General features: G+C 44.3%; 26 protein-coding genes, 2 tRNA genes and 1 pseudogene. 12 read left to right on the top strand and 17 right to left on the bottom strand.

Annotated elements, in window-relative coordinates:
• Positions 1-625: 625 nt before the first annotated feature.
• From pgsA to uvrC, 3 genes are all read right to left on the bottom strand, one after another.
• Positions 626-1,213 carry a CDP-diacylglycerol--glycerol-3-phosphate 3-phosphatidyltransferase gene (gene pgsA, locus ACEWB7_RS06365; RefSeq protein WP_004781631.1) on the bottom strand — a complete coding sequence of 196 codons (588 nt, stop codon included), beginning with the start codon at positions 1,211-1,213 and terminating at the stop codon, positions 626-628.
• Between the two features lie 107 nt (positions 1,214-1,320).
• Positions 1,321-2,115: a thioesterase family protein gene (locus tag ACEWB7_RS06360; RefSeq protein WP_180002515.1), complete on the bottom strand. Its 795-nt coding sequence runs from the start codon at positions 2,113-2,115 to the stop codon at positions 1,321-1,323.
• 118 nt (positions 2,116-2,233) lie between these two features.
• Entirely contained in the window at positions 2,234-4,033 is a 1,800-nt protein-coding gene (gene uvrC, locus ACEWB7_RS06355; RefSeq protein WP_312308512.1) for an excinuclease ABC subunit UvrC, read from the bottom strand.
• 224 nt (positions 4,034-4,257) lie between these two features.
• Here uvrC and ACEWB7_RS06350 point away from each other — a divergent pair.
• Positions 4,258-5,321: pseudogene (locus ACEWB7_RS06350) on the top strand (AAA family ATPase).
• Here ACEWB7_RS06350 and ACEWB7_RS06345 read toward each other — a convergent pair.
• Both ACEWB7_RS06345 and lpxO read right to left on the bottom strand, forming a co-directional pair.
• Entirely contained in the window at positions 5,318-5,734 is a 417-nt protein-coding gene (locus ACEWB7_RS06345) for a PH domain-containing protein (RefSeq protein ID WP_312308545.1), read from the bottom strand. The pseudogene ACEWB7_RS06350 and the gene ACEWB7_RS06345 sit on opposite strands and share 4 nt — an antisense overlap.
• 109 nt (positions 5,735-5,843) lie before the next feature.
• Positions 5,844-6,761 carry a lipid A hydroxylase LpxO gene (gene lpxO, locus ACEWB7_RS06340; RefSeq protein ID WP_312308513.1) on the bottom strand — a complete coding sequence of 306 codons (918 nt, stop codon included), beginning with the start codon at positions 6,759-6,761 and terminating at the stop codon, positions 5,844-5,846.
• Between the two features lie 488 nt (positions 6,762-7,249).
• Here lpxO and fadB point away from each other — a divergent pair, with 488 nt between their 5' ends.
• The 4 genes from fadB to ACEWB7_RS06320 all read left to right on the top strand — a co-directional run bounded on the left by fadB (position 7,250) and on the right by ACEWB7_RS06320 (position 12,227).
• Entirely contained in the window at positions 7,250-9,400 is a 2,151-nt protein-coding gene (gene fadB / locus ACEWB7_RS06335; RefSeq protein WP_005232577.1) for a fatty acid oxidation complex subunit alpha FadB, read from the top strand.
• Positions 9,401-9,412: 12 nt separating this feature from the next.
• Positions 9,413-10,585 carry an acetyl-CoA C-acyltransferase FadA gene (gene fadA, locus ACEWB7_RS06330; RefSeq protein WP_180002512.1) on the top strand — a complete coding sequence of 391 codons (1,173 nt, stop codon included), beginning with the start codon at positions 9,413-9,415 and terminating at the stop codon, positions 10,583-10,585.
• 137 nt (positions 10,586-10,722) lie between these two features.
• Positions 10,723-11,547, top strand: a complete 825-nt coding sequence (locus ACEWB7_RS06325) for a hypothetical protein (RefSeq protein ID WP_312316444.1) — start codon at positions 10,723-10,725, stop codon at positions 11,545-11,547.
• Between the two features lie 173 nt (positions 11,548-11,720).
• Positions 11,721-12,227 carry a hypothetical protein gene (locus ACEWB7_RS06320; RefSeq protein WP_159123721.1) on the top strand — a complete coding sequence of 169 codons (507 nt, stop codon included), beginning with the start codon at positions 11,721-11,723 and terminating at the stop codon, positions 12,225-12,227.
• Between the two features lie 104 nt (positions 12,228-12,331).
• Here the strand turns inward: ACEWB7_RS06320 and tehB are convergent, their stop codons facing one another.
• The 7 genes from tehB to ACEWB7_RS06285 all read right to left on the bottom strand — a co-directional run bounded on the left by tehB (position 12,332) and on the right by ACEWB7_RS06285 (position 16,706).
• Complete coding sequence (gene tehB / locus ACEWB7_RS06315; RefSeq protein WP_312316448.1) at positions 12,332-13,195, bottom strand: SAM-dependent methyltransferase TehB; 864 nt, start codon at positions 13,193-13,195, stop codon at positions 12,332-12,334.
• A 193-nt stretch (positions 13,196-13,388) separates the two neighbouring features.
• Positions 13,389-14,138 (bottom strand): hypothetical protein, encoded by a 750-nt coding sequence (locus tag ACEWB7_RS06310; protein ID WP_411580515.1) that lies wholly within the window; start codon positions 14,136-14,138, stop codon positions 13,389-13,391.
• Between the two features lie 241 nt (positions 14,139-14,379).
• Positions 14,380-14,880, bottom strand: coding sequence for a hypothetical protein (locus ACEWB7_RS06305; RefSeq protein WP_312316454.1), 501 nt, complete (start codon positions 14,878-14,880; stop codon positions 14,380-14,382).
• A 228-nt stretch (positions 14,881-15,108) separates the two neighbouring features.
• Positions 15,109-15,630, bottom strand: a complete 522-nt coding sequence (locus ACEWB7_RS06300) for a hypothetical protein (protein ID WP_180159202.1) — start codon at positions 15,628-15,630, stop codon at positions 15,109-15,111.
• A gap of 208 nt (positions 15,631-15,838) precedes the next feature.
• Positions 15,839-15,914 (bottom strand) — tRNA-Phe (locus ACEWB7_RS06295).
• A gap of 136 nt (positions 15,915-16,050) precedes the next feature.
• A tRNA-Phe gene (locus ACEWB7_RS06290) sits at positions 16,051-16,126 on the bottom strand.
• A gap of 202 nt (positions 16,127-16,328) precedes the next feature.
• A complete protein-coding gene (locus tag ACEWB7_RS06285) occupies positions 16,329-16,706 on the bottom strand; it encodes a GNAT family N-acetyltransferase (RefSeq protein ID WP_004781604.1) in 378 nt (125 codons plus the stop codon).
• Between the two features lie 96 nt (positions 16,707-16,802).
• Between ACEWB7_RS06285 and hisB the strand changes: the two genes are divergently transcribed.
• The 5 genes from hisB (at position 16,803) to ACEWB7_RS06260 (ending at position 20,783) form a co-directional block, all read left to right on the top strand.
• On the top strand, positions 16,803-17,396 hold the full coding sequence (gene hisB / locus ACEWB7_RS06280) for an imidazoleglycerol-phosphate dehydratase HisB (protein WP_005232589.1): 594 nt from the start codon (positions 16,803-16,805) through the stop codon (positions 17,394-17,396).
• A complete protein-coding gene (gene hisH, locus ACEWB7_RS06275) occupies positions 17,396-18,013 on the top strand; it encodes an imidazole glycerol phosphate synthase subunit HisH (RefSeq protein WP_004781601.1) in 618 nt (205 codons plus the stop codon). The genes hisB and hisH overlap by 1 nt, the downstream gene beginning before the upstream one ends.
• A 133-nt stretch (positions 18,014-18,146) precedes the next feature.
• Positions 18,147-18,827: a 3'-5' exonuclease gene (locus ACEWB7_RS06270; protein WP_376745836.1), complete on the top strand. Its 681-nt coding sequence runs from the start codon at positions 18,147-18,149 to the stop codon at positions 18,825-18,827.
• A 222-nt stretch (positions 18,828-19,049) separates the two neighbouring features.
• Positions 19,050-19,784 (top strand): 1-(5-phosphoribosyl)-5-[(5-phosphoribosylamino)methylideneamino]imidazole-4-carboxamide isomerase, encoded by a 735-nt coding sequence (hisA, locus tag ACEWB7_RS06265; protein WP_005232592.1) that lies wholly within the window; start codon positions 19,050-19,052, stop codon positions 19,782-19,784.
• Positions 19,785-19,853: 69 nt separating this feature from the next.
• The gene (locus ACEWB7_RS06260) at positions 19,854-20,783 is read left to right on the top strand and encodes a DMT family transporter (RefSeq protein ID WP_312316458.1); all 930 of its coding nucleotides are present in this window, start codon (positions 19,854-19,856) and stop codon (positions 20,781-20,783) included.
• Between the two features lie 61 nt (positions 20,784-20,844).
• On the opposite strand, the gene ACEWB7_RS06255 is transcribed toward ACEWB7_RS06260, so the two are convergent.
• The 3 genes from ACEWB7_RS06255 to ACEWB7_RS06245 are packed head-to-tail and all read right to left on the bottom strand — an operon-like array spanning position 20,845 to position 22,861.
• Positions 20,845-21,240, bottom strand: coding sequence for a DUF4870 family protein (locus ACEWB7_RS06255; protein WP_004781593.1), 396 nt, complete (start codon positions 21,238-21,240; stop codon positions 20,845-20,847).
• 20 nt (positions 21,241-21,260) lie between these two features.
• Positions 21,261-21,887, bottom strand: coding sequence for a DUF1294 domain-containing protein (locus ACEWB7_RS06250; RefSeq protein ID WP_312316461.1), 627 nt, complete (start codon positions 21,885-21,887; stop codon positions 21,261-21,263).
• A gap of 26 nt (positions 21,888-21,913) precedes the next feature.
• Positions 21,914-22,861: a homoserine kinase gene (locus tag ACEWB7_RS06245; RefSeq protein WP_180057556.1), complete on the bottom strand. Its 948-nt coding sequence runs from the start codon at positions 22,859-22,861 to the stop codon at positions 21,914-21,916.
• A gap of 113 nt (positions 22,862-22,974) precedes the next feature.
• Here ACEWB7_RS06245 and hisF point away from each other — a divergent pair, with 113 nt between their 5' ends.
• Positions 22,975-23,733, top strand: coding sequence for an imidazole glycerol phosphate synthase subunit HisF (hisF, locus tag ACEWB7_RS06240; protein WP_004781588.1), 759 nt, complete (start codon positions 22,975-22,977; stop codon positions 23,731-23,733).
• 338 nt (positions 23,734-24,071) lie between these two features.
• Here the strand turns inward: hisF and ACEWB7_RS06235 are convergent, their stop codons facing one another.
• Complete coding sequence (locus ACEWB7_RS06235; RefSeq protein WP_179991945.1) at positions 24,072-24,665, bottom strand: hypothetical protein; 594 nt, start codon at positions 24,663-24,665, stop codon at positions 24,072-24,074.
• A 108-nt stretch (positions 24,666-24,773) separates the two neighbouring features.
• Here ACEWB7_RS06235 and ACEWB7_RS06230 point away from each other — a divergent pair, with 108 nt between their 5' ends.
• Positions 24,774-25,844, top strand: coding sequence for an AraC family transcriptional regulator (locus ACEWB7_RS06230; protein WP_214001689.1), 1,071 nt, complete (start codon positions 24,774-24,776; stop codon positions 25,842-25,844).
• Between the two features lie 74 nt (positions 25,845-25,918).
• Here the strand turns inward: ACEWB7_RS06230 and ACEWB7_RS06225 are convergent, their stop codons facing one another.
• Positions 25,919-26,164 carry a hypothetical protein gene (locus tag ACEWB7_RS06225; RefSeq protein WP_004781584.1) on the bottom strand — a complete coding sequence of 82 codons (246 nt, stop codon included), beginning with the start codon at positions 26,162-26,164 and terminating at the stop codon, positions 25,919-25,921.
• Between the last annotated feature and the right edge of the window lie 36 nt (positions 26,165-26,200).

The following is a 26,200-nucleotide window of genomic DNA, read 5'->3' as shown; positions in this document are numbered from 1 at the left end:
AATAAAAAAACTCCTTACATGGAAATTTTTTTATCTAAGCTCAAGCTTTTCTCTTACGTAAATTAAGCGAAAGGTATCACTTCGAATGCTATAAAAAAGTAACCTATAAAAAGAATTCCCTTTTTAATTTGAAAATTACTTCTTCATCAGATCATGAGTTAAATACCTGACAAGAGACTCCTCGGATATTCTTTTTCTATAGATACTCTATTTCTCTTAAAAGCACTCTAAAAACTATTTTAACTTTCATGAAATCGAAAATTATTGACCTAAAAAACAGGCTCAAAACCTGTCATTTTCCTACCGTGTTTTTTAAATTTAAGCAGCCATTATCTTACTGAAAAGCAATCAGATTTGTATCAAAATAATCAATTGTAAATTCTGTATACATTGCTCTCACAAAACACAACATTCAGCTACAAGAAACCACATGATTTTGTGGAAGGTGCTCCCTATAATAACCAGCAAGAAGATGAGATATCTTTGAATAACTATAATAATAACTGAGAAATACCCCCGATTTCATCCCAGTTCTTCCCCCAAAGGCTGGGTATTTTTTTGCCTGCTATTTTTATATTTCCTATTTCAGCTATAAAAAAAAGCCCCTTTAAGGAGCTTTTATTGATTAAGGCTGTTTCAGATATGGCCAGGCTGCTTTTAGATAAATAAACATTGACCATAAGGTCAGTACCACAGCTGTATATAGCAAAGCATAAGCCAGCATTTCTAGCGGTGGCCAGTTCAGCAGGAAAACCGTAATTGCGATCATCTGGAACGCGGTTTTGTATTTACCCACTGTCGACACCGCCACACTGGTACGCGCACCGAGTTCAGCCATCCATTCACGTAAAGCTGAAACTGTAATTTCCCGTGAAATAATCACAATCGCTGCAAAAGCCATCGAGATCGAAGGTTGCCATTGCACTAAGACAATAAGCGCAGCAGCGACCATCAACTTGTCTGCAACTGGATCCAAAAAACGACCAAAAGCAGACGTCTGATTCAGAGTACGCGCCAGATAACCATCAAACCAGTCAGTGACTGCAGCCACTACAAAAATTGTCGTTAAGATAATATGCCGCGTCACATCAGGACTGGTTTCATTAAATCCCATTGCCGGTGGCCAATATGCGACCAATAAAAAAACCGGAATCAGGATAATACGAGCCAAGGTCAAGATATTTGGAATATTCAGGATACGACCTGTAGTCATAGACACCGCCAATTGTTCCCCTCATGTACGATGAAAATGCACACTTTTTTCGAGGTTTAATCCATCATTAATACGCTTCACTTTATACGAATTGACTTGAAGTGTCACTAGGCAAACACCGTCACTGTCTGTCTGGCCATCGCAATCAGCCGATTTTCTACATCCCACAGATAGGCATGTTCTGTTGAATAACCGTCAGCCGCATGGTCGGTAATCACTTTATATTTAAACCAATCATGTAGCTGATGCTGCACTGGATGCACATAGGTTACAGTCCAGGTCAGGCTGCTCGCTGGGGCCAGTGTCTGAAACATCGGTAACACCCCAGGTGGCCAGATGTCAAAAATGGCCATCAGGTCAGCTAACTGAAATTCACGGTCAGAATGTTGATCTGGATGGAAGCGGCACCAGCCTTCAAAATCAGGACGTACACTTGAACTGCACGGCAGATTCAAATCCGCCCATCTGAGTTCAAAATGATCAAAACACTTTGGAAGCTTGAACTGTGCAGGAATCTGGAACAGGGTTTCAGGAGGAGCATAATCCGGAGCCTGGATTTCCTGATGTACCTGAATGCTAGAATCGCGCGCTACGCCGAAACTGGCAATCAGAATGCTCTGAACAGCCTCATCCTGCCATAGACGCACTTCGATGGTAGTGACCGATTTGCCTTCACGCAGAATTTCCGCAGTTAGGCGTGCTTTGCCTTCCTGTACCGGGCCAACAAAAGTCACACTGGTACTCAGCAAACGTTTAGTAGGATCATTGATTATTACCACGGCTTTTTGCATCATGACTGCAGCTGCAAGTCCACCGTAGATGGTTCTTCCTTGTCCCCAGCCTGGCGGCATTTCAATCCATTCTTGCTGCGCAATTTGTGCGTACAGTGTTTGCAAAGACATATCGATCCTTCAACTTTGTCTGATGAACCGATATATTGCTGGAAAAATCTATGAATAGAAATGACCTTTGACTCGAAGGTCAATGTGCATTTTTGCACTTGTAATTGATATAAAACGATTACTCATGCAGAACTTTATAAATCATCCGGGCCATGACCGAACCCAGACCCGGTACCAGTTGCAGATCTTTTTCTGAAGCTTTAAGCACACCCTGAATCCCACCAAAATGGGTCAATAAATCACGACGGCGCTTCGGCCCCAGTCCCGGAATTACCTCCAGTACCGATGAACCCCGTTTTTTATCGCGTTTGGCCCGATGTCGGGTAATGGCAAAACGGTGGGCTTCGTCACGTACCTGCTGGATCAAATGCAGGGCCTTATGATCTTCTGGAAGCTGGATCTTACCGCCATCGGTAAAATGCAGGGTTTCCAGACCCGGCTTACGCCCTTCGCCTTTAGACACACCGACCATAAAGGCATCCAGCCCAAGTTCCTGCATGACTTCCATCGCCATATGCAATTGCCCTTTACCACCGTCAATCAGCAGCAAATCTGGCAGCATGGCTTTTTTATAACGACGGGTTAAGGCCTGACGCATCGCGGCATAGTCATCACCCGCCTGAATATCATTGATAGAAAACTGGCGATAATCGCGTTTGCGCGCGCCTCCACTATCAAAGACTACGCAAGAAGCAACCGTATCTTCACCCATGGTATGCGAGATATCGAAACACTCAATCCGATCTACCGGCCGTCCTACGACCTCCTCTAACTGATGGAAACGTTCATTCAGCTCAAAGTGATTGGCCAGCTTGCCCTGAATGGCATGTTGCACATTCATCTGTGCAAGTTCCAGCCATTCAGCACGGGTTTCCCGAACTTTGGATTTGATCTGAATTTTCTTGTCAAAATGTTGAGAAAGTGCGGTTTCTAGCTCCTTCCGATCTGGCATTTCAATATTTACGATCAGTTCAGAAGGAATTTCATCGGCAACCTGGAAGTAGAAGTTGGCAATAAAATCCGAGAGCATTTGTCCCAGATCGTCACTCAGCATATCCGGAAAATAGCCTTTACCGCCGAGCATCTTGCCATTACGCACATGCATGATCTGCACACAAGTTACTCCTGCTTGGTAGGCAATCGCCAGAATATCTGCCTCACCTTTGACTTTATAAATCGCCTGCTGGGCCTGTACATCACGCAGTAATGCCATCCGGTCACGATAAAATACCGCCTTTTCAAATTCCAGATTTTCTGCGGCTGCTTCCATCTTGGCAATCAGTTCCTGATTCAACTCTTTGGTATCGCCTTGCAGGAAGCGAATCGAATTATTGACATCTTCCTGATAATCCTCAGGTGAAATCAGGCCGACACAAGGGCCGGAACAGCGCTTGATCTGATATTGCAAACAAGGTCGAGTACGATTGGCAAAGAAACCATTCTCACAAGAACGTACATTGAATAATTTTTGCAGAATAACCAAAGTATCGCGGGCATTGTAAGCACTCGGATAAGGTCCAAAGAACTTGCCGACCTGATGTTTGCCCTTGCCACGACCGCTGGCAATCCGCGGATAGGGCTTGTCTGCAGAGACAAAAATATAGACATAGGATTTGTCATCACGCAGCATGATGTTATACGGTGGACGATGCAGCTTGATCAGGTTTTGCTCTAGCAATAAAGCTTCAGTTTCTGAACGCACCACCAAGGTCTGAATGTCATAAATCCGTGCCACCAAAGCTTGAGTCTTGGGATGATCAAGGGTTTTGACAAAATAACTAGATACCCGATTTTTCAGGTTCTTGGCTTTTCCCACATATAAGAGTTCGCCATCTTTGCCATACATCCGGTAGACCCCGGGTAAGGTGGTCATATTGGCCAAGATTTTTTCAATATGAGGGCGTGCGTTCTCGTTCACCTAAAACCTATTTTTCACCTGCAATATGCAGATATATGTGATGTTTAATGTGTCATTTTCAAGCGATGACACAAAATTCACCCGAACTGTCATCGAAAGTGAAACAGGTTATGCCCAGACCGCCGTATTTATAAGCAACCCAATATGGTCTGATTGCTAAAAGCTATAAGTCGCCTGAACTAACTTTGCTATGCTCGACAGGTTCAATCTCGAGATGATCCAAGATGACAAGTTCCCAATCCGGTATTCATGTTGTGCAACCTGCCACTTCTAGCCATAGCCAGTCTGAGCGTGACCGTTTAATTGGGAAACCGCGTTTTCATTTTGAACCTCTAGCTGTGATGCAGTTGCTACGGGAACGGATCATCGGTCAGGATGCCGCCTTAAATGAAATTGAAAAAATGCTGCATGTGGTCAAGGCTGACTTTTCCAGTCCTGAACGTCCGCTTTCGGTTACCTTAATGCTTGGCCCGACCGGTGTCGGCAAAACCGAGACCGTGCGTCTGATTGCCGAAGCAATTTATGGCCGTCCTGATGCTTTCTGCCGGATTGATATGAATACTTTGGCGCAGGAACATTATGCAGCTGCCCTGACTGGCGCGCCTCCGGGTTATGTGGGCTCTAAAGAGGGCCATAGCCTGTTTGATGAAACCGCTATTGCCGGAAGCCATCCCGTCCCGGCATCATACTGTTCGATGAACTGGAAAAAGCCAGTACTGAAGTAATTCGTGGCCTGATGAATGTACTAGATACCGGTCGACTGATGTTGACTGCTGGTACCAAAACCATCGATTTTCGTAACTGCATGATTTTTATGACCAGTAATGTCGGTGCACAGGCCGCGCAACAATATCTGGAAAAACTCAGCTATTTGCCGCAAAAAGTGCAGCAACTATGTCTGAAAAAAGTACCGACCCAGCAGATCATTGAAAAAGTCATGCAGCGCAAGTTCGATCCTGAATTTTTAAACCGGATTGACCGTACCTTGCACTATCAGGCTGTCCAAAATGATGCCCTGCCACGACTGGTTGAGATTGAACTGGATAAATTAAATCAACGTCTGCAACATCAGAAACGACAGATTCACCTCACTGATGCAGCCAAGGCCCATTTTTATCAGGGTCATGACATCCGTTATGGCGCCCGTCATCTGGGCCGAAAAATACGGACTGAACTGGAACCAATCTTAGCGATTTATTTCCTGAACCATCCAGAACAGCTACAACTCCATCTGGACTGTATTGATGGACAATTGCTAGTTCAGTCTCAATCATCCGATTCCAATTAAACTGTTTGATGCGCTTGAATCGCCTGAATCAATGCATCCGGGTCTTTAGGTGAAATCAGGATATATTTTTGCTGATCTGCCAATGTATAGCTAACTTTTAAACGCTTGAAAGACAAAGCAGGTGCAATTTCTGAGTGATCTGTAGGCTCGATATTCTGAATTGAACTGAGCGGAATTTGCCAGGTCAGCCACAAGCTTTTGATAATCAACTGCCCATCCTGGACGATATAACGGGTACTCCAAACCGGCCACCAGACCAAGAGGATTGTGAGTATATAAACTGCGGTATGCACCGGATATTGAGCCATCGTCCCTTTGGCCTGCATGGTCAGTAGCAATTGCAATAACAAACCACTCATACAGATCAAGAATGCCAGCAGCCACCAGTCTTTTTTGGAACGAAATACACGCATCATCTTCCCCCTATTTTGTTTTATCTTACACAAAATCAGGATGATGTGGTGAATCTCTGCAAGCAATAAAAAACGCCCATGTGGGCGTTTTATTTTTTTATGTTGCAGCTTAGACAAACAGATAAGGACGAACAAAGATCAGGAAGAAAATACCCAGCATCAGGAACCATTTCAGGAAATAGTACAGCTGGCGGTTTTGTGCTTTTAAAGCCTTAGCCTTGACCCGGAGTTGATAAACATAACCAAAGGCCTTGTTTAAGCCACCGGTCTGATCTCCGACTTCATTCGGTGAACTGGCCGCCGTCATTACTTTTTTGCCAAACCAGTGATTAAAGCGTTCCATCCAGCGGGTTTTTAAAGGTCGCTCGACATCAGCAAAGAAAATGATCCGGTTCTGGTCAGTCTTGTTTTCGGCATAGTGGATATAAGTTTCATCAAATACCACGCTCTCGCCGTCACGCCAGGAATAACGCTGGCCATCGACATCGATAAAGCAGCGGTCATCATTCGGGGTCATTAAGCCCAAGTGATAACGCAATGAACCGGCATACGGGTCACGATGACGGACCAGACGACTATCGGGTGCCAGCTCGGTAAACATGGCGGCTTTAATGGTGGGCAAGGTTTTGAGCAAGGCAGTAGTTTTTGGGCAGAGTTCTGCTGCAGAGGGATGCGCCGAGTCATACCATTTTAAATAGAAGCGTTTCCAGCCAGTCTTAAAAAATGAGTTAAACCCCAGGTCATCATATTTGCTCGAAGCCTTGATCCCGCCTTTCTGATAGAGTGCCTGTGCTTCGTCACGAATCATTTCCCAGTTTTCATCCAGCACTTTTAGGTCTTTAAAATGCTGCGTATCGATATAAGGCTGATTCGGTACGCGTGAAAAGGCGTACATCAGAAAATTGATCGGTGCAAACAGGGTCGAATGGTCAAAAAACTGGCGATAAAAAGAATGCCGAACTGTGCCACGTCGCTGAATATATAACGCTGAGATGACAAAGATGGCCAAAATAATCCACTTAAGCATATCAATACCCAAAAAATCCTAGCCCCAAAAAGAACAGGGAAAAATAAAAAAGTCACATCTGGGCCGCATTATAACAAAGCTGCTTTTGCTCTCCCTACCCGCTTGTAGAACACAGCGTTGCATACATTTTCTTACATCCATATCGGATGATTTGAATCTCAATTGACTATTTTGACCAAAACACCACACAGCAAACATTCCCTATCTGGTCAATTTGCGTTATAAAAACAGCGCAACAGCAATAAAAAAGTGAAATTGAAACAATAACTTCATTACACTGCGATAACGGTTCACTGTATTCCAGATATGACAACACCTTGATTGAGCGATGAAAATTGATGACCCTTGCGTCACGGCTTGATACAACTTGTGTTGTTCTTTTTGGATATAGTTATCGTAAGATTAGCGAAGTAAAAAAGTGCGCGGGAAATGCGCGCTTGCTTCACAACATCAACTTAGAAGTCCTCCAAAATAAAGGAGATCAGGGCATGATCCACGCTGGCAATGCCATTACCGTCCAAATGCTTGAGGACGGAATTGCAGAATTCCGCTTTGACTTACAAGGTGAGTCGGTTAACAAATTCAACCGTGCAACGATTGAAGATTTCAAGGCTGCGATCGACGCAGTTTCCGCTGCTGACATTCAGGGTTTAATCGTGACTTCAGGCAAGTCTACATTTATTGTAGGTGCTGACATTACTGAGTTCGGCGATAACTTTGCTCAAGGCGAACAGGCAATTGTTGACTGGGCACTACCAGTTCATGAAATTTTTAACAGCTTCGAAGACCTGGACATTCCTAAAGTTGCCGCGATTAACGGTATGGCACTGGGTGGCGGTTTCGAGATGTGCTTAGTCTGTGACTACCGTGTGATGTCAGAACAGGCGCAAGTCGGCCTGCCTGAAATCAAACTTGGTATCTTCCCGGGTTTCGGTGGTACGGTTCGTTTAAGCCGTCTGATCGGTATCGACAATGCAGTTGAATGGATGGCCATGGCTACTCCGAAGAAACCGGCTGCTGCACTGAAAGATGGTGCTGTTGATGCGGTTGTGGCTGCAGACAAACTGAAAGATGCTGCGATTGACCTGGTGAAACAGGCGATCCATGGCCGTTTAGACTGGCAGGCAAAACGCCAGGAAAAACTGGATCCAATCAAGCTGAACATGCTTGAGCAAATGATGGCGTTCAATACGGCGAAAGGTGCGGTTCTTGCAAAAGCAAACCCTGCTCAATACCCAGCGCCAAAACTATTGCTTGATTCTCTTCAGGCAGGTGCAAGCTTACACCGCGATGAAGCGTTAAAAGTTGAAGCTCAAGGCTTTGCGAAAGCTGCGGTAACTCCACAAGCAGGTGCGTTAATCGGTCTGTTCCTGAACGACCAGGTGGTGAAGAAAACTTCTAAGAAATATGAACAGGGTGCACATCCAGTGAACCAGGCTGCCGTTCTAGGCGCAGGGATCATGGGTGGTGGTATTGCTTACCAGGCGGCAAGCAAAGGCACTCCAATCATCATGAAAGACATCGGTAACCAGCAACTTGCACTGGGTATGTCTGAAGCAAACAAACTGCTGACCAAGCAGGTTGAACGCAAGAAGATGAAGCCGGCGCAAATGGGTGAAACCCTTGCTCGCATCCGTCCTACTTTAAGCTATGACGAGTTTAAAGAAGTCGACATCGTGATCGAAGCAGTAACTGAAAACCCGAAAGTGAAAGGTATCGTACTGAAAGAAACTGAATCTAAAGTACGTGAAAACACGATTATTGCGTCGAACACATCTACGATTTCAATTACGCGTCTGGCTGAAAATCTGGAACGTCCTGAAAACTTCGTGGGTATGCACTTCTTTAACCCGGTACACATGATGCCATTGGTAGAAGTGATTCGTGGTGAGAAGACTTCTGCTGAAGCGATTGCAACGACTGTTGTGCTTGCTCAGAAAATGGGTAAAACACCAATCGTAGTGAATGACTGCCCGGGCTTCCTGGTAAACCGCGTACTGTTCCCTTACTTCGGTGCATTTGACCTGTTACTGAAAGATGGTGCTGACTTCCAGCAAATCGACAAAGTGATGGAAAAATTCGGCTGGCCTATGGGTCCTGCTTACCTGATGGACGTGGTTGGTATCGATACTGGCGTTCACGGTGCAGAAGTGATGGCTGAAGGCTTCCCGGATCGTATGAAACCTGATTTCAAAGGTTCAATCCAAGTGATGTACGAAAACAACCGTCTGGGTCAAAAGAATGACGTTGGTTTCTATAAATACGAACTTGACCGTAAAGGCAAAAAAGCCAAAGTGGTTGATCCAACCGCATACGAACTTGTGGCATCTGTTGCAACTGCTGAAAAACGTGAATTTGATCCTCAAGAGATCATTGACCGTATGATGCTGGCTTTCTGTAACGAAACTGTTCGTTGCCTGGAAGACAACATTGTTGCAACTCCGGCTGAAGCAGATATGGCGATGATCATGGGTGTAGGCTTCCCTCCATTCCGTGGTGGTCCATGCCGTTATATCGACCAGACTGGTGTAGCTGAGTATGTTGCACTTTGCGACAAATACGCGCACTTAGGTAAGGCTTATGAAGCGCCGCAATCATTGCGCGACATGGCTGCTAACAACAAAAAATTCTACGGTTAAGGAGTGACGTGAATGGCTACTTTAAATCCACGTGACGTTGTGATTGTTGATGGCGTACGTACTGCCATGGGCAAATCGAAAAACGGTATGTTCCGCAATGTACGTGCCGACAGCATGTCAGCTGAACTTATCCGTGCGTTGATGGTTCGTAACGAATTCGACCCGAATGAAGTTGAAGATGTGATCTGGGGCTGTGTGAACCAGACTCTGGAACAAGGGATGAACATTGCGCGTAACATCGCATTGTTAGCTGACCTTCCTAAGACTGTTGCAGGTCAAACGGTTAACCGTCTGTGTGGTTCTTCTATGCAGGCAATCCACACTGCGGCTGCACAGATTGCGACTAACCAGGGTGATATCTTCATCATCGGTGGTGTAGAGCATATGGGCCACGTAGGTATGATGCACGGCATCGACCTGAACCCTGCTGCATCTAAGCACTATGCAAAAGCATCAAACATGATGGGCCTGACGGCTGAAATGCTGGGTCGCATGAACGGCATTACTCGTGAAGAACAGGATGCGTTTGGTGTTGAATCTCACCGCCGTGCCTGGGCTGCAACTGAAAATGGTCTGTTCCAGAACGAGATCGTAGGCATTGAAGGTCATAATGCTGACGGTTACAAAGTTCTGTGCGATATCGATGAAGTGATCCGTCCGGATGCCAACATTGAAACTTTCCGTGCTTTGCGTCCAGTATTCGATCCTAAAGGCGGTACAGTGACTGCTGCAACATCTTCAGCATTGTCTGATGGCGCATCTGCAATGCTGTTAATGTCTGCTGAACGTGCTCAAGCGCTTGGTTTGAAACCACGTGCTGTGATCCGTTCTATGGCGGTTGCAGGTTGTGATGCTGCGATCATGGGTTATGGCCCTGTTCCAGCAACTCAAAAAGCATTGAAACGTGCTGGTCTGACCATTGAAGACATGCAAACTGTAGAGTTAAACGAAGCGTTTGCCGCACAAGGTCTGTCTGTTCTTAAAGGCTTAGGTCTATACGAGAAACAGGACATCGTGAACTTGAGCGGTGGTGCGATTGCATTGGGTCACCCATTGGGCTGTTCTGGTGCGCGTATTACCACTTCCCTACTGAACATCATGGAACAGCAAGATACTCAAATCGGTCTTGCAACGATGTGTATCGGTCTTGGTCAAGGTATCGCGACCATTATCGAACGTGTTTAATTCTTAAATAATTCGAGACAGAAAACCCCGCTTATTGCGGGGTTTCTTTATTGCGAACTATTCATTCAAAGTTTTGTAAAATACACATAGCCTTATTTATGATAAAGTTGAATATTAAATATAAATTTAAAATAATTATGAAAAAATATTTAGCATTTACAGTTCTGAGTCTAAGCTTGGTAGGATGTGCCAGCACACCAAAAGCACCACAATCTGATTACTTTGCAAGAATTCAAAAAGAATTTAGAACCCAACCTGTGGCTATCTTGACAGATGCCTGCCTACTACGTAAAGAACTTGGTGACAGTCATATTTTACTGGATCAATCTAATCGTACTGCCGAAGCAATATCTCAATCATTGGTAAAACAGTTAAACCAGAATGCGGTTCAAGTGACCAAAACCTTCCAGCCAACACATCGCGGTTTCTTTGAAAAGCGTACCATTCAGACTTATAAAAAACGTAATACTTTAGAGTCGCAACCTGAATATTTAGGCACTTATCCTGTTTTGGCAGCCAACCAACCTGCAATTACTGATCTGGATGGTGCAAGTATCCAACTGCTGCTTCAAAAGAGTTTTAAAGCCAGCCATGGGCGTTATGCGTTAAGCAATAACTATCAACCTGTAGATATTGATATTACAGATCGCCTAACTGACCATCTCAAGCCTGTGTTAGGCACATCTAAGGTTCTGGTCATCCAGGTCTTAGGACAACAGCCTTCTTTAGGAAAACGGATTGGTAATATTGCCGGCACAGCTGCTTTCGCAGTTTTAACAATGGGTGTAGTTGTAGCAGATGATCCAGTACCTACAGAAGGCCAATACTATGTACTTTCTTATGTTGATTTGGATAAGAAACAAATTTTATGGTCTAAGCATCAAAAATTCGATGGAAAACTTTATCAGACCGGCCCAGTTAGCGTAACGACACCAAATATGCTAAAACCTTTGGGTCTTTAAAATAGAAATAAATAAAAAACCCTGTTTAATAACAGGGTTTTTTATTTAAAAGAATGTTATCCCTTTGTAAATTTAGTTGAATATTCAACCAATAAAAACTTATCCATCAGCCACTTATATTTGACAGGCGCATCATAACCCCACATTTCTCTCCTTTATTTATGGGGTTATGCATGAAAATGCTTAAAACACTTCTAGCAACTGCAATCGTTGCAACTTCAGCTTCTGCTATGGCTTCTGCAACAGTTTCTCCTGTTGCTGCAATGAAAGAACAAGCAAAAACTGTTGCCGCTCAAACTGCTCAACAAGCAACTGCGCCTGCACAAGCAAAAGTAGCGACTGCGACTGTTAAAGCACAAGACTCTGCTGCCAAAGCTACTGCTGAGAAACAAGCGGCTGTCGCTAAAGTAGAAGCAACTCAACAACAAGCTGCTCAAACTAAAGAAGCAGCAAAAACTGAAGCGGCTCAAAAAGTAGAAGCTGCAAAAGCTGCACCTGCAGATATGAAAAAAGTAGCGGATTCTAAAGTAGAAGCCGTGAAAACTGATGCAGCTGTAAAAACTGCTGAAGTAAAAGAAGCAACTGTAGCAAAAGCTGAAGAAGTAAAAGCAGCACCTGCCGAAGCAGCTGTAAAAGCCGAGAAAAAAGGGTGGTTCTCTTGGTTTAAAAAATCTGCTTAAGATATTTTAAATCCATAAAAAAAGATGTCCGAGTGACATCTTTTTTTTGTTTTTTGGCTCTTTCAGATTTAAAGTCAAAAATATAAAGACCTATAAATCTCTTATTAGACCTTTCGGGCTAGCATAGTCGCAAAATGCTGCTTGATCCGGTTGCCCTGCTCATCTACTCGGTGTAATTCACCGACATTTTCATTATATTTCACCAGATTCCAGCCTTCATAATAGGCACTAAGCTGTCCCGGCTTAAAACTAAACGGAAAGTCTGGCTGTACCGGAATATCATCGGTATCCATCGCACAGACAATCAGGTTATAACCGCCCGGCACTGTCGCCTGCTGCATCTGTGCAATAAGTGGTGGAATGGTATCGGCCTGCAGGAACATCATCACCACTGTACAGCAAATGAAGTCATATTGACCCTGAATACTGGGGTCAAGATTTAAATCCCGTTGCTGAACCTGAATATTCCCGATTTCTTCATTCTGAATGATCTGTCTTAAGGTCTGTAGACTATTTTCATTCACATCCCAGGCGTCGACTTCAAAACTGTTCTGACTCAAATACAACGAATTGCGGCCTGAACCACAACCGACATCCAGCGCACGACCACCCTTTAAATACGGCATAGCCGCCAGAATTTCCGAATGGGTCGGGCTTAGCTGATATTTCTTAGTGAAGTAATCCTCAGGTTTGCAGTAAAAACGCAGCTGACATTCTGCATCTTCACTAGCCGCAACGATCTTATGCCAGACCTGTGGCTCAATGAACGGCGGTTGCTGCTCTGGCGTAAATACATGTTCAGACTGTATATGACCTGACGGATCCAGCATGGCAAAATGCAGCTCACCTTTAAGAACGGTCAGCTTTGCCCAAGTGCCTGCTTTGGTATTGTGTGGCTGCTTGAACCCTTGTGGGATAGCTTGCTGCGTCCAGACCGGAAATTCTTTATAACATTTCAATTGTTGCATAAAAGATTGTGCTCCCTCTTCTCGCTTTCCGTCTGCAAGCATGCTTCTGGATATTCATTTTTCTCAAGCATAGCTGGTTCTATTACCAATGAGAACTGGTACATCTTTGATGTAAGCAATGCAGCAGGACTAATCGATCTAGCAAGAAAACATCATACAATTTAGGGCATAAGAAGCCATAAGATCTTTATGCTTAGAGTTTGTTCTCTGCTTCTTTAAGTGCCTGCTGATCGACTTGAGTCATTTGCTGGTTGAGCTGCACTATTTCCTGATACAGCTTATTGAATTGCTTTAAGGGTGCATCTTCATAGAACATAAAGGTCTGATTTTTCTTTTCCCATTTATTGTTTTTCAGCACCAGAAATAACTGGTCTGCTTTGGCCAGACTCTGTTTTTCAATTTCAAAAATTGCATGGGCATTATCCTGCTGCTGATTGGCTTTCAGATTATCTGCCAGCTGCTGACGATAACGGTTTTTAATATCCAGCTGTTTCACCTGCTCTAACTGCTGGGTTGCCCGCTGCTGAATTGTCTGTTCATAGCTATCGACAATTTCATGCACGCGCTTCAGCATGGCTTCAGTTTCTTTATAGTCTTGAGCCTGATCTTTGGCTAAGCGGTCAATGTCCAGAAAACGATCCCAGTTCGCTGCTTTGAGGTCACGTAAATACTGATTACGAGCCTCGGCACGATCACGCATCTGACCCAGAATAAACTGGGCCATTACGGCATAATCTCCATCCAAACGATCATCTTCCAGATCAATCTGAATCGGTTTAGACCAATCCTGTGCCTGTTGCAAAATAGATCGGGTTTTTTCTTCCAGTACCGTTTCATATTCTTGCAAATCGGCCTGCTGTTTCTGCTCTACAGAATTTTGATAAAATAACCAGATCAAAATTGCCAGTACCACTCCAGCGATAATCATAAAAACACGGGGCATCTACACGCTCCAGGTCTGTCATCCAGATCTTGTTGATTTTTTACACTATGCTTATTTTTCCAGCATAATTCAAGACATAGAGCTTTTCACATTTGTGAACGTGCTTCCTCAATACTGAAAAAATGAATCCAGTAAAAAGCCTGAAGAAAGGAAATAAGTTTTCAGACTTCCTTTCTTCATGACGTGATCTGGCTATACCGAAACTGACTGACCTGATCAGCCTGACCCATCGGATTGTGTGCTAGCGCGAACCAAAAGGCAGACTGAGCTCAAGCCGATTCGGATCAAACTGCTCCCTGACGATCTGGACATTGGTGGCATTCCGGTCAATGCCAAAAGGTTGCAAAATCACATAGATTCCATTTCTTGGATCTGAGGACTGCAAGCCTTGCGCTACTGCCAGTACATATTCCCGGAACACAGTAGGCAGACTGTCCAGATCTGGATTAGGCGCTGCTGCCCCCATGTCAATATTTGCAACGACATCACCATCGACACTATAAGCCTGGATATCGCGTTCAATTTTCATCAGGCGCATCTGCAAAGCCTTACGCTGGCTGGCACCTTCCTGATAAGGCGTTATTTCCGTCACAGCACGCATTTCAGGCTCTGCCATGACAGTTAAGGTGGGAAGTACCGTTGCTTCAGAATGAGCAGGAGCTGCATGACTCAGTACAGGGAGAGTAAAAGCAGTACAGGTCAGCATCAGGCCCAAGCTTTGAATGTATTTTAGGAGATTCATCTTATTACCCCTCGGTTGGAAAAGGGAAAGCGTCAGATTAAATCTTACAAGTAATACAGCTTCTTATTGTTAAGTTTGATAAACGGTCAATCGAATCCATTACACCCTCATAAAGCCAACCAGCACATCAGGAGCAAAGCTCCTAAAAAATATGAATTATTCAGAAGTTAGATTTAAAAAAGCAAAAATCCCCAATATGGGGATTGATTTGCATTACTGGCTCATCCTTTAAGGAGATCTTGGAAATTGCGCTACAGGAGATGGATTGTTGTAGTTTTCTAATAAGCCCAGATTCACCTTGTCCAGATTAATCTGTAGTTGAAGACCGCGTCCTGGTTGCAAGCTGCTGCTACGATCGATCCCGACATTCTCCAGCAGTGTATACAGCCCTTGGGTTGGATCACCAGATTGTAAGCCCTGGGCAATGGTCATCACATACTGTTGCAGTGCAGGTGACAGTAAACTCAAATCTGGAGCTTGGGTCGGCTTGATATCAAGGTTTGCCAGCACATTTGGATTGACCATGAAATTTTCTGCATCTTTGGTTCCCCGGATTACCTGATGCTGCAAAGCAAGACGATTGGCTTCATTCTCAATAAATGGAACATAGCCAGTCTCGTTACTCATTTCAGGTTCAGCCATAATGGTCATCGTAGGCAAGGTAAGCACCGGTTTCTGTTCTTCCGCATGCACTGCTATGCTAAATGTACCTAACAGAGCCCCAAATAAAGATGTTTTTAGACTATTCATGGGCTTTCCCCTACTTCAAATTTCACAACCTGAATGCCTTCATCGGTTGCTAGAGTCTGTATTTAATTTAATTATCTATTAGATTACCTTGATTATTTAGAGAACTCATTCTTGCTCAGATGAATGGCAAAACAAGTTAATTCTTAGGCTGAATCAAAAATCACAGGCGAAAAAAAACCTCAAACAATGTTTGAGGTTTTTTCGAATATGGTGGCGAGACCCAGGATCGAACTGGGGACACACGGATTTTCAATCCGTTGCTCTACCAACTGAGCTATCACGCCGATGCGGTGTATTAAGCCGTATCTAGACACATTAGTCAATCGAAATTATGAAAAAAAAGATTGAGTGTCTGAATTTTGGCCTAAAAAAAATCCCTGATGGGATCAGGGATTGAAAACTTTAAAATCGTTTTGAATATGGTGGCGAGACCCAGGATCGAACTGGGGACACACGGATTTTCAATCCGTTGCTCTACCAACTGAGCTATCACGCCGATGTCGCGTATTAAACAGTTTCAGCTCTTAATCGTCAAGTACATAACGTATAAAAATCATCAAATGTTTACTTTTCCATCGATTTACATGCTTATACAGCAATATTTTCACTATTCTCAGCAAATACCTGACTAATAAAACAAATTGAATCCGGTATTTATAAAAAAAGCAGCCCGAAGGCTGCTTGGAATTTATCTGTATCTAAATTTTTTCAAGATTTGCCAGACAACGGTGAATGGCACCGCATCCCGGTACGAATGCTTTTACTCCTTTTTCCTCTTCCATACGGCATGCCTCACTCACCAGCCTTTCTGCAACCCCGCGTCCACGGTTGGCCGGATGCACCACAATATTTTCCAGGGTTCGGCTTTCGCCTTGTCCCGTGCACCAGATGGCGCCGATGATTTTGGTGTTAAATTCTGCGGTATAAAGTAAGGTATACTGTGCAAGGTTTTGCTCTAGATGTTCAATGGCATCTGCCCCATCACTAAATTCAGGGCTAGTGTCATACAGTCGCTCAAGCTGGCTGCGCACTTCGTCGTTTTCTAGAGAAGTATAAGCATGTACGGTAATAGGCATTGATAAACCCTCCTGAGCAATCTAATATGCGGTGACGTCGTCACGGCGAAAATATTTTCTACATCAATCATTTTGACGTATTTGAGGAACGTGTCTATGACAGATCGTATCAGTGAAGTGGTAAGAAATACCAACGAAACCAAAATTCGAGTTCGTTTGAACCTCGATGGTACTGGTCAAGGCACTTTAAACACTGGTATTCCATTTTTAGATCATATGATTGATCAAATCAAGCGACATGGTCTGTTCGATATTGATATTCATTGTGACGGAGATCTGGAAATTGATGACCATCATACCGTAGAAGACTGTGGTATTACCTTAGGTCAAGCGTTCGCTCAGGCTTTGGGTGATAAAAAAGGCCTACGTCGTTATGGACACTTCTATGCGCCGCTTGATGAATCTTTAAGCCGTGTCGTGGTGGATCTGTCTGGCCGTCCGGGTCTGTTTATGGACATTCCATTTACCCGCGCCATGATTGGCCGTTTTGATGTAGACCTGTTCTCTGAGTTTTTCCAGGGCTTTGTCAACCATTCGCTGATGACTGTACACATTGACAACCTGAAAGGTAAAAACAGTCACCACCAGATCGAAAGTGTATTTAAGGCATTTGCCCGTGCACTGCGTATGGCATGTGAAGTTGATCCACGTGCTGCGAATACTGTTGCTTCAACCAAAGGTACCTTGTAATGACCCGTATTGCCCTTCTTGACTATGGCATGGGAAACCTACACTCAGCAGCCAAAGCACTTGAACACGTCGGTGCAACGGTAGATGTAACCAATGATCCAAAACTGATCGCTCAAGCCGACAAAATCGTTTTTCCGGGTGTGGGTGCAATGCGTGACTGTATGCAAGGCATGCATGAAGCCGGAATTGATGAAGTCGTACGTAATGCCGTGTTCAACAAACCGGTATTGGCCATCTGTGTCGGCATGCAGGCCCTGATGCAACGTTCCGAAGAAAATGGCGGTGCGGATGCACTGGGCATTTTTGCCGGTGAAGTCAAACACTTCCCGGAAATGGCAGGTTTAAAAGTACCGCATATGGGCTGGAACCAGGTACATCAGGCCGATCCAAGCCATCCGATGTGGAAAGACATTGCTCAGGATGCACGTTTCTATTTCGTACACAGTTACTATGTGGAACCACAAGATCCAAGCATCGTGGCAGCGACCTGTAACTATGGTATTGATTTCTGTACTGCCCTGCATAAAGACAACCTGTTTGCGACCCAGTTCCATCCGGAAAAGAGCCATACTGCAGGCCTTCAATTGCTAAAAAACTTTGTGGATTGGAATATCTAATCCAATACATTCAAAAAGCTCGCATCATGCGGGCTTTTTTATGGGCTACAGCTTAAAAGTTTATTTTTGAAAAATAATTCACATCCAAGCTTCCTTCTCTAAGGTATGCTCTATTCAACCTGAATATTCATCAATGGAAGATGCTTTAATCATGGATACCCAGCTTAACGATATTCTGCCGAGTAAAGAGGCAATAGCGACTTTTCCACCTTTTCAAAATATCGCGCCTGAAAATATTGTGGTGATTAACAGTATTCAGCAATGTGAAGCTCTACGCGAAGAACTTGAGCAGATCGCGGTCTTTGGTCTGGACACTGAGTCCAAACCGACCTTCAAGGTCGGTGAAGTGTCCACTGGTCCGCATCTGATTCAGCTGGCCACTCTGGAAAAGGCCTACCTGTTTCAAATGAATACTGCCATTTGGGATTTTCTGAAACCGATTTTTGCCAATCGTGACCAGATTAAAGTTGGTTTTGGCCTGAAAAATGATGCGCATCTCTTCCGTAAAAGAGGCATTGAGCTGAATAGTGTCATTGAACTGTCAAAGTGCTTTGGTGCGTTCGGCATTAAAAATCCTCTTGGATTAAAAAATGCGATGGCTTTGCTATTTCAGGTGAATTTTCCTAAATCGAAACGGGTTACGACATCGAACTGGGCGAAAAAACATCTCAGTCAGGCACAGATTGAATATGCGGCTGCAGATGCCTATGCACCTTTACTGGTCTTTGAAGAATTGCTGCACCGTGGCTTGGGTCCTAAGGAAGTTCCCAATACTTCACTAAAATTGAAAATTCGCCCGCATTCAAAAATTTGAACAAACAGAAGATCAGTTTTCTAGCGAAATATCATTTTGATATCAGACTCCATCAGGAGTATTGCAAAGAATAAAAAAATTGAAGAATAAAATCCTGTCACTCCAACATATCTTCAGACAGGTTTTCTTTTTTCATACCGTTTAAGAGTTAGAAATTTCGACTTTATTTGCTAAGATGAACTCACTGAAATTCATTCTAAAGATTAAGCAAGGAGCGAAAGCATGCTGATCATCCCTGCAATTGACCTGAAAGATGGCAAATGTGTCCGTTTAAAACAAGGTCGTATGGAAGACGATACCGTATTTTCTGACGATCCGGTGGCAACAGCACAGCATTGGGTAAATGAAGGCGCTCGCCGCTTGCATTTAGTAGATTTAAATGGTGCTTTCGCAGGTACACCGATTCATAAGCCAGTGGTAGAAGCCATTGCCAAATCACAGCCAGAATTGCCTATCCAGATTGGTGGCGGAATCCGCTCACTGGAAACTATCGAGCATTATCTGGAAGCAGGTGTATCTTTTGTGATTATTGGTACAAAAGCAGTGCAAAATCCTGAATTTGTGGAAGAAGCATGCAAAAAATTTGCAGGCCATATTATTGTGGGTATCGATGCCATGAACGGCATGGTAGCAACGGATGGCTGGGCGAATGTGACTGATGTAAAAGCGACTGATCTGGCAAAACGTTTTGCGGATGCTGGCGTGTCTAGTATTGTTTATACCGATATTGCCCGTGATGGCATGATGCAGGGTGTCAACATCGAGCAAACCGTACATCTGGCACAATATTCAGGTCTGCCTGTGATTGCTTCAGGTGGCGTAACCAATATGGATGACGTGCGTAATCTGAAAGATCAGCCTGGCATTTTAGGTGCGATTACCGGTCGTGCGATCTATGAAGGCACTTTAAATCTGCGTGAAGCACAATTATTGCTGGATGAACAAGAAGCGCTATAATAGCATCTGCTGAAAAAGAGGTCTGTGGACCTCTTTTTTTATTGTTCAATTTTTTTGATCCTCTCTCCCATGTCAACATCCGTTTCCCAAACTCCCTCTATCTGGAGAACTAAAGTTCCTCAACTTGCTCTGATCCTGATTACCATCATCTGGGGTGGCAGCTTTATCACTGTACAATATGGCCTGAGTTTCAGTAGTCCGGTGATCTTTGTCGGATTACGCTTTGCAGCGGCGGCAATTGCCGTAACTATGCTGTCGCTGAAGCACTTGAAAGGCATGACACTTAAAGAAGTGGCAGCGGGTGCCATCATCGGGGCTGTAATTGCAATCGGTTATGGAACCCAAACGGTGGGCTTGCAAACGATTAGTAGCAGTGAATCGGCCTTTCTGACTGCGCTGTATGTTCCCTTAGTGCCTCTACTGCTGTGGCTACTGTTCCGTAAAAAACCATATTTCATGACCTGGGTCGGTGCCCTGTTTGCCTTTCTCGGTCTGGTGTTTTTAACCGGTAATGGCTTTGGTGCCATCCAGCTGAATTTTGGTCAGGCGCTGACTTTGCTCGGCTCGATTGCCATTGCGCTTGAGATTATTTTTATCAGTCATTTTGCTCCGAAGGTGAATACCCGGCGTGTCACCGTGCTACAACTCATTTTTGCCTCGCTATTTTGTTTTCTGATGGCACCGATACTGGGTGAATCTCAGTTACCTGGCTTCCACTGGCATCTGGCAGGTATTTTGGTCGGTATCGGTATCGCCAGTGCCTGTATTCAGCTAGTGATGAACTGGGCGCAGGAAATGGTAGATCCTTCTCAAGCTGCGATCATTTATGCCGGTGAACCGATCTGGGCAAGTTTATTTGGACGTATGGCGGGAGAACGTTTGCCTGCGCTGGCACTTCTAGGCGGATTGATGGTGGTACTTGGGGTGATTGCCAGTGAGTGGAAACTCAAGTTTTTCAGAAAAGAAAAAATAGAAGAGTTGAAGGAAGATCTTTCCTAAGCTTATGAACTCCCCCTCTTAAAAAAGGGGGAGTTTTTTATCTAGAGAAATATAGCTAATCTTATTTGGTATACATCGGTCGATTGTCATTCAGACGCATAATGCCGCGAATCGCGCGATAGACAATCCAGATCCAGGAAACAAAGACCACAACCAGACAGAAAGTGGATGCACCAAAAGCAACCCCTGCAAACAGGTCCGGATCTTCATGGGTAAAGAACAGGAATAGGAATGGCACAAAGGCTACAATATTCCAGAATAGATACCACCAGAAACTGCGGATTTGCCAGGTAAAGTGACTTTCAAAAATCGAACCTCGTACATCCGAGCGCTTCACATAGTTAATAATCAGTGCAATCACTGCCAGCAAGCCACCACTAAAAATGGCCACGATATATAAGATATAAAGAATCAGGGTTAGCGTGCGATTTGAGTCTTTATCAATTGAATAGTTCATCTACGCTCCTGTGGTTGTTTCTAGATATTCAGGCTGTTAAAGGGAGAAATCAGCCATATAATCAAAATGATGTTAAAAGCTATAGTACAAAAATAAATTTGCCGGAAGGGTTGTTTTTGTGTTTTATGACGTAATTTTTGCTGTGCCAGCCAGGCTGCCGGCCACCCTCCCAGAAAAGCCACCAGATGCAGGGTATTTTCCGGAATACGACGATTGCCCAGTTGTGCCGCTTCCTTATCCTGGGCATATAGCCAGTAACTGAGGACATTCATCAGGCTCACCAGCAACAGGATCATTCCACTCAATAAGCCGGCTAAACTGAGTCCCGCCAGTACCAGAATATAGGCCACAGAAGCAACCTGCATCGGCTGCAATTTTTCTTGCTGGCTTCGGCCTGATATTTTAGTTTTTACTTTTGCCGTTTTGGTTTGTGATGCTTTCAGGTACATAACCTGCTGGGCACGATAACGGCCCTGCTCGTCCAGAATCACCAGATAATGCAGCGCACAGCCGACAATTGGCCGTGGACCGGGACGGGCAAAATCCTTGATATGCAAAAACACGCGATCTTTGGTTGGATCATTCGGCTGAATAAAGCCATAGCCTTTGTCATCAAACCATTCTACTAAACGTCCCTGATCGCGCATTTTGCCTGTTCCTGTTTATTTTAAATTTAAACTGTTACGAATTTTAAACGTTCAATCAGCATGTTACGCATCTCTTCCGGATTTTTTTGCAGAATATCTTCACCGGTGCGGCCTTCAGCCGCATTTTTCTGTGCCACTTGTAAACGCATCATCCAGAAACGGCCCGCAGCCATTGCCAGGTAAAGCTCCAGACATGATTTTTCATCCTCAGTCAATGGACGCACAGTTTCATAGGCTTTTAAAAAGGCATTGGCCTTTTCTTCATTTAAAGTAACTTCCGGATAATTGGTACAGAAGTCATTTAAAGTAATTGCAATATCAAACAGGAATTCATCTTTATTCAGCTCGTAAAAGTCCAGAATACCTTTCAGTTGGTCACCCTCAAACAGGGTATTGTCACGGAACAGATCCGAATGGATAAAGCCACGTGGACGATCCGGATATACTGCGGTTAAAGCTTCATACAGGCCCAGAAGTTTACCCAGTAAGACTTTATCTGCTGCGTTCAGGCTCGGTTTAATTTCCTGTGCTACGTTATACCAGTAGGCATGGTCACGGACAAAGGCACGCTCAAGTTTAAAATCTTTCAATGCCACATGCATTTTGGCCTGAGCAATGGCAATCGCTTCCGCCTGTGCGACGGTAGATGGCATTGGATGCTCGCCCATCATGCGTGGCGCAATTTGTGCCGGTTTATTTTTTAGTGTGTGAATGGCTTTGCCTGAGTGGGATAAAGGCACCGGTACGGCGAGACCTGCCTGACCCAGATGCTGCAAGACCGGCACCAGTTCTCCGGCGGCCTGTTCATCCATATCTTCAAAAACGGTCAGCACATATTGCTGGTTTTCGCAGACCAGAAAATAGTTCGTATTCTGGATACCTCCTTGAATGGGAATCAGATCAATCACCTCAAGTCCATAAGGTGCTGCGAAATCCTGAACTTCCTTTAAAGTCAAAGTGGTATAAACCGACATAGAAAACCTGCGAAAAAACTTACATATTTTTGCTAGAATACCGTTTCCATCTACCAAGGTGTAGCGCTTGCGTGGGTGAGTTTCATAATCGGCTGTAATAATTGGAAAAATTTATGCTAGCTAAACGTATTATTCCTTGTCTGGACGTCGACAACGGTCGCGTAGTCAAGGGTGTTCAGTTCCTTGATATTCGTGATGCGGGTGACCCGGTAGAAGTGGCACGCCGTTATAATGAACAAGGTGCCGATGAAATTACTTTCCTTGATATTACCGCTACACATCATGGACGCGACACCACTTACCGTACCGTTGAGCGTATGGCTGAATCTGTATTCGTACCGCTTACCGTAGGCGGTGGCGTGCGTAAAGTCGAAGATATTCGTCTACTATTAAATGCAGGTGCGGATAAAGTCAGCATCAACTCGGCAGCCGTCTTCAACCCTGAGTTTGTACAGGAAGCCTCACAGCGTTTTGGCGCGCAATGTATCGTGGTAGCGATTGATGCCAAAAAAACTGGCGAGAATAAATGGGAAATCTTTACCCACGGCGGACGCAAACCGACCGGCATTGATGCCCTGGAATGGGCAGAAAAAATGGCCAGCTACGGCGCAGGCGAACTGTTAATTACCTCTATGGATGCCGATGGCACCAAAGCAGGTTATGACATTCCACTCATGCGTGCTATCAATGACCGCGTCACTGTACCAACGATTGCCTCTGGTGGCGTAGGCAACTTGCAGCATCTGGCTGACGGGATTATCCATGGTGGTGCCGATGCAGTACTTGCCGCCTCTATTTTCCACTTTGGCCAGCATACCATTCCTGAGGCCAAGGCTTATCTAGCTGCTCAAGGTATTGAAATGCGTCTTTAAACGACAGCCTTCAAATGAAAAAGAGCGTGAATATTACGCTCTTTTTTTATGCATTATTCTTAGAAATCATTTAAATTCTGGACAAAAAAAAGGAGTCTTGCGACTCCCTATAAAAACCAAGAAGAACTACAGCACTTGGTATCTTTGACATTTACAATATAACTCAATCTGTATGCAGGTTGATAAGACTTTCAATCATCAACAGACGCAAATATAGGTGAAATCCTGAGCACAATATTGACAATATATGCAGAATTTATTGACAAATCACGACAGGGTTAACCAAAGTGAGAAATGGTTAACATTTTATGTGGCAAATTACTCGAAATTTAAGTTATTTAATCACGATCTTTAGCCCATTTAGCCGGGAAATAACGCTGGGTTAAGTGGGTTAAGCGCATAGAGATCTGTTCCGGCAAGACAATACCAAGGGGATTTTTTTCCTGTAAATCTGCTGAGGAAATCACCCGGGTTCCCATCAAATAATCAAACCAGGGCTTGGTTACACACCAGTTGGCGTCTTGGTTACTATTCATATGGTGATCATAATGCCAAGGAATTTTTTTTCTGGCCCATTCTGGCTCCAGATGTGCTCGCCGATGCATATAGAAATAATTGCCTGCACTATACAGCGTGGCCAAAAACATACCTTTGGACAAGGGATAAAAAGCCAGCCCGAATACGCTTGCTGCGACGGCCAGTGAACCGATTTCATTGCGGATTCGCCAGTTTTTCAAACCTTCCACATAGGCATAATCAGAAAATCTGGTCTTGCGAACTTCACGATGATGTTCCCAATGTGAACGCATGCTGTCCGGCACTGGGCTATAACGCGTCTGCCCTGCTCGATGCGTACCATGCAGCACATATTTATGCGCAAACCATTCAAAGCCATTGGCTACGACCAGTCCTGCTAGAAAGCCTTTCCACATGATCTTTTCCTCCCTGTTTGTTTACACTATAGGTCAAACAAAGGGCTAGATATTGACCGATAATTTCAATATCATTGACAAAAAACGACAGAACAAAAGAATTAAAAAATGCACGTTCCCCAAGATTATGTCGGTTCGGTATATGGTGGTTTAGGACATTTGCTTTTGGACTATTACCAGCTCAAACAACTGGACATCCCCAAGAAATTATTTGCGATCCAGAACCTGGAGCGTTTTGATTATATTCTCTGGCGCGATCTGCTCAGCCAGCTGGATCAGGAGTTGCAGCGGCCAGCACTCGGCCTGGAAATCGCGCAACTGGTGCAGGCCAAACATCTGGGTATTATTGGCTATCTGGCATTATCCAGTGAAACGCTGGGCGAAGCCTTTATGCGTTATCATGACTATCATCGCCTGATCTATGATGGCAGTCCTTTACAGGTCAGTCTGGATCGAGATTACCTGTCTATTTCCTGGAGCGAGATTCCGTTTAAAGTGAGTACGCAACTCACAGATGAGATTGCTATCGCGCTCATGACAGAATTTATTCGCTCAAGCATTCTTGACCAGCATCAACTGCATCTGCATGAAGTCCATTTTCAACATCCGGTCAATAAAAATATTGCGGTCTATGAACAGTATTTCCGCTGCAAGGTCCGTTTTGGACAGGCCAAAAATCAGGTATTGATTCCTGTGAGTGAAATGTCTACGCCTTTAAAGAAAGGTGATCAGACCTTACAGAAATTACTGATGCAACAGGCAGAAGCGGTGCTGGAAAAACTTCCGAACTCCACCCAGATTGATCAGCGCTTGCAACAGGCGATTCTGGTGGGTCTGCAGAAAAATATGTTCCAGATTGAACATATCGCCAAACAGATGAATTTTTCTGTACGTCAGCTACAACGTTACCTGCAAAAACAGGGTCAGACCTATCAGCAGCGTATGCAGGAAATCCGCTGCATGATGGCCATGCAATATCTGAAAGACCCTCATCTGAGTCTGCAGGAAATCAGCATGCTGCTTGGCTATTCTGAGCAGAGCGCATTTCAGCGTGCCTTCAAGCAGTGGACGGCTCAGACCCCACAACAATGGCGCTCAGAATACCTGGAAACCCAGGTGCAGGAAAAATTTCTGGACTATCCTGCTACTGCAGAGATTAATGTCCCACATCAGATTTAAAAATTTGAATAAAATAAAAAAGCTCCTCATTAAAGAAGCTTTTTTCTAGCCGGAATAGTGATTTTAAGAAATTTCTATAAAAATGGATTTTCAATTTCATCTGCATCATTGCGTTCAATTTTTTCTGGCAGATCCGGTGTTTCTTCGAGCTGCTGCACAATATCATTTAACAGTGCCTGCAAGACTTTGGCTGCCTTGAGACCAGCCTGGTCTTTGGTAATTTGCAGATTGCCATACAGACTGACACAGTCCAGATCATTCTCAACTGTCAGATCATGAATCGCATGCGATTCGGTTCCATTTTCAAATGCTTTAAACATTAATTTATACTCTGTTTTATTATTTTTACTCACCTG

This window comes from Acinetobacter sp. NIOH-H-8 (assembly GCF_046635365.1).
In the GTDB taxonomy this organism is placed as follows: Bacteria; Pseudomonadota; Gammaproteobacteria; order Pseudomonadales; family Moraxellaceae; genus Acinetobacter.
The sequence above is the reverse complement of the archived record's forward strand: the minus strand, read 5'-3'. Positions and strand labels throughout refer to the sequence as shown.

Coding starts and splice junctions, on each gene's coding strand:
- pgsA (WP_004781631.1), bottom strand. CDS start 1,213: ATGACTACAGGTCGTATCCTGAATATTCCAAATATCTTGACCTTGGCT.
- ACEWB7_RS06360 (WP_180002515.1), bottom strand. CDS start 2,115: ATGTCTTTGCAAACACTGTACGCACAAATTGCGCAGCAAGAATGGATT.
- ACEWB7_RS06345 (WP_312308545.1), bottom strand. CDS start 5,734: ATGCGTGTATTTCGTTCCAAAAAAGACTGGTGGCTGCTGGCATTCTTG.
- lpxO (WP_312308513.1), bottom strand. CDS start 6,761: ATGCTTAAGTGGATTATTTTGGCCATCTTTGTCATCTCAGCGTTATAT.
- fadB (WP_005232577.1), top strand. CDS start 7,250: ATGATCCACGCTGGCAATGCCATTACCGTCCAAATGCTTGAGGACGGA.
- fadA (WP_180002512.1), top strand. CDS start 9,413: ATGGCTACTTTAAATCCACGTGACGTTGTGATTGTTGATGGCGTACGT.
- ACEWB7_RS06325 (WP_312316444.1), top strand. CDS start 10,723: ATGAAAAAATATTTAGCATTTACAGTTCTGAGTCTAAGCTTGGTAGGA.
- ACEWB7_RS06320 (WP_159123721.1), top strand. CDS start 11,721: ATGAAAATGCTTAAAACACTTCTAGCAACTGCAATCGTTGCAACTTCA.
- tehB (WP_312316448.1), bottom strand. CDS start 13,195: ATGCAACAATTGAAATGTTATAAAGAATTTCCGGTCTGGACGCAGCAA.
- ACEWB7_RS06310 (WP_411580515.1), bottom strand. CDS start 14,138: ATGCCCCGTGTTTTTATGATTATCGCTGGAGTGGTACTGGCAATTTTG.
- ACEWB7_RS06305 (WP_312316454.1), bottom strand. CDS start 14,880: ATGAATCTCCTAAAATACATTCAAAGCTTGGGCCTGATGCTGACCTGT.
- ACEWB7_RS06300 (WP_180159202.1), bottom strand. CDS start 15,630: ATGAATAGTCTAAAAACATCTTTATTTGGGGCTCTGTTAGGTACATTT.
- ACEWB7_RS06285 (WP_004781604.1), bottom strand. CDS start 16,706: ATGCCTATTACCGTACATGCTTATACTTCTCTAGAAAACGACGAAGTG.
- hisB (WP_005232589.1), top strand. CDS start 16,803: ATGACAGATCGTATCAGTGAAGTGGTAAGAAATACCAACGAAACCAAA.
- hisH (WP_004781601.1), top strand. CDS start 17,396: ATGACCCGTATTGCCCTTCTTGACTATGGCATGGGAAACCTACACTCA.
- ACEWB7_RS06270 (WP_376745836.1), top strand. CDS start 18,147: ATGGAAGATGCTTTAATCATGGATACCCAGCTTAACGATATTCTGCCG.
- hisA (WP_005232592.1), top strand. CDS start 19,050: ATGCTGATCATCCCTGCAATTGACCTGAAAGATGGCAAATGTGTCCGT.
- ACEWB7_RS06260 (WP_312316458.1), top strand. CDS start 19,854: ATGTCAACATCCGTTTCCCAAACTCCCTCTATCTGGAGAACTAAAGTT.
- ACEWB7_RS06255 (WP_004781593.1), bottom strand. CDS start 21,240: ATGAACTATTCAATTGATAAAGACTCAAATCGCACGCTAACCCTGATT.
- ACEWB7_RS06250 (WP_312316461.1), bottom strand. CDS start 21,887: ATGCGCGATCAGGGACGTTTAGTAGAATGGTTTGATGACAAAGGCTAT.
- ACEWB7_RS06245 (WP_180057556.1), bottom strand. CDS start 22,861: ATGTCGGTTTATACCACTTTGACTTTAAAGGAAGTTCAGGATTTCGCA.
- hisF (WP_004781588.1), top strand. CDS start 22,975: ATGCTAGCTAAACGTATTATTCCTTGTCTGGACGTCGACAACGGTCGC.
- ACEWB7_RS06235 (WP_179991945.1), bottom strand. CDS start 24,665: ATGTGGAAAGGCTTTCTAGCAGGACTGGTCGTAGCCAATGGCTTTGAA.
- ACEWB7_RS06230 (WP_214001689.1), top strand. CDS start 24,774: ATGCACGTTCCCCAAGATTATGTCGGTTCGGTATATGGTGGTTTAGGA.
- ACEWB7_RS06225 (WP_004781584.1), bottom strand. CDS start 26,164: ATGTTTAAAGCATTTGAAAATGGAACCGAATCGCATGCGATTCATGAT.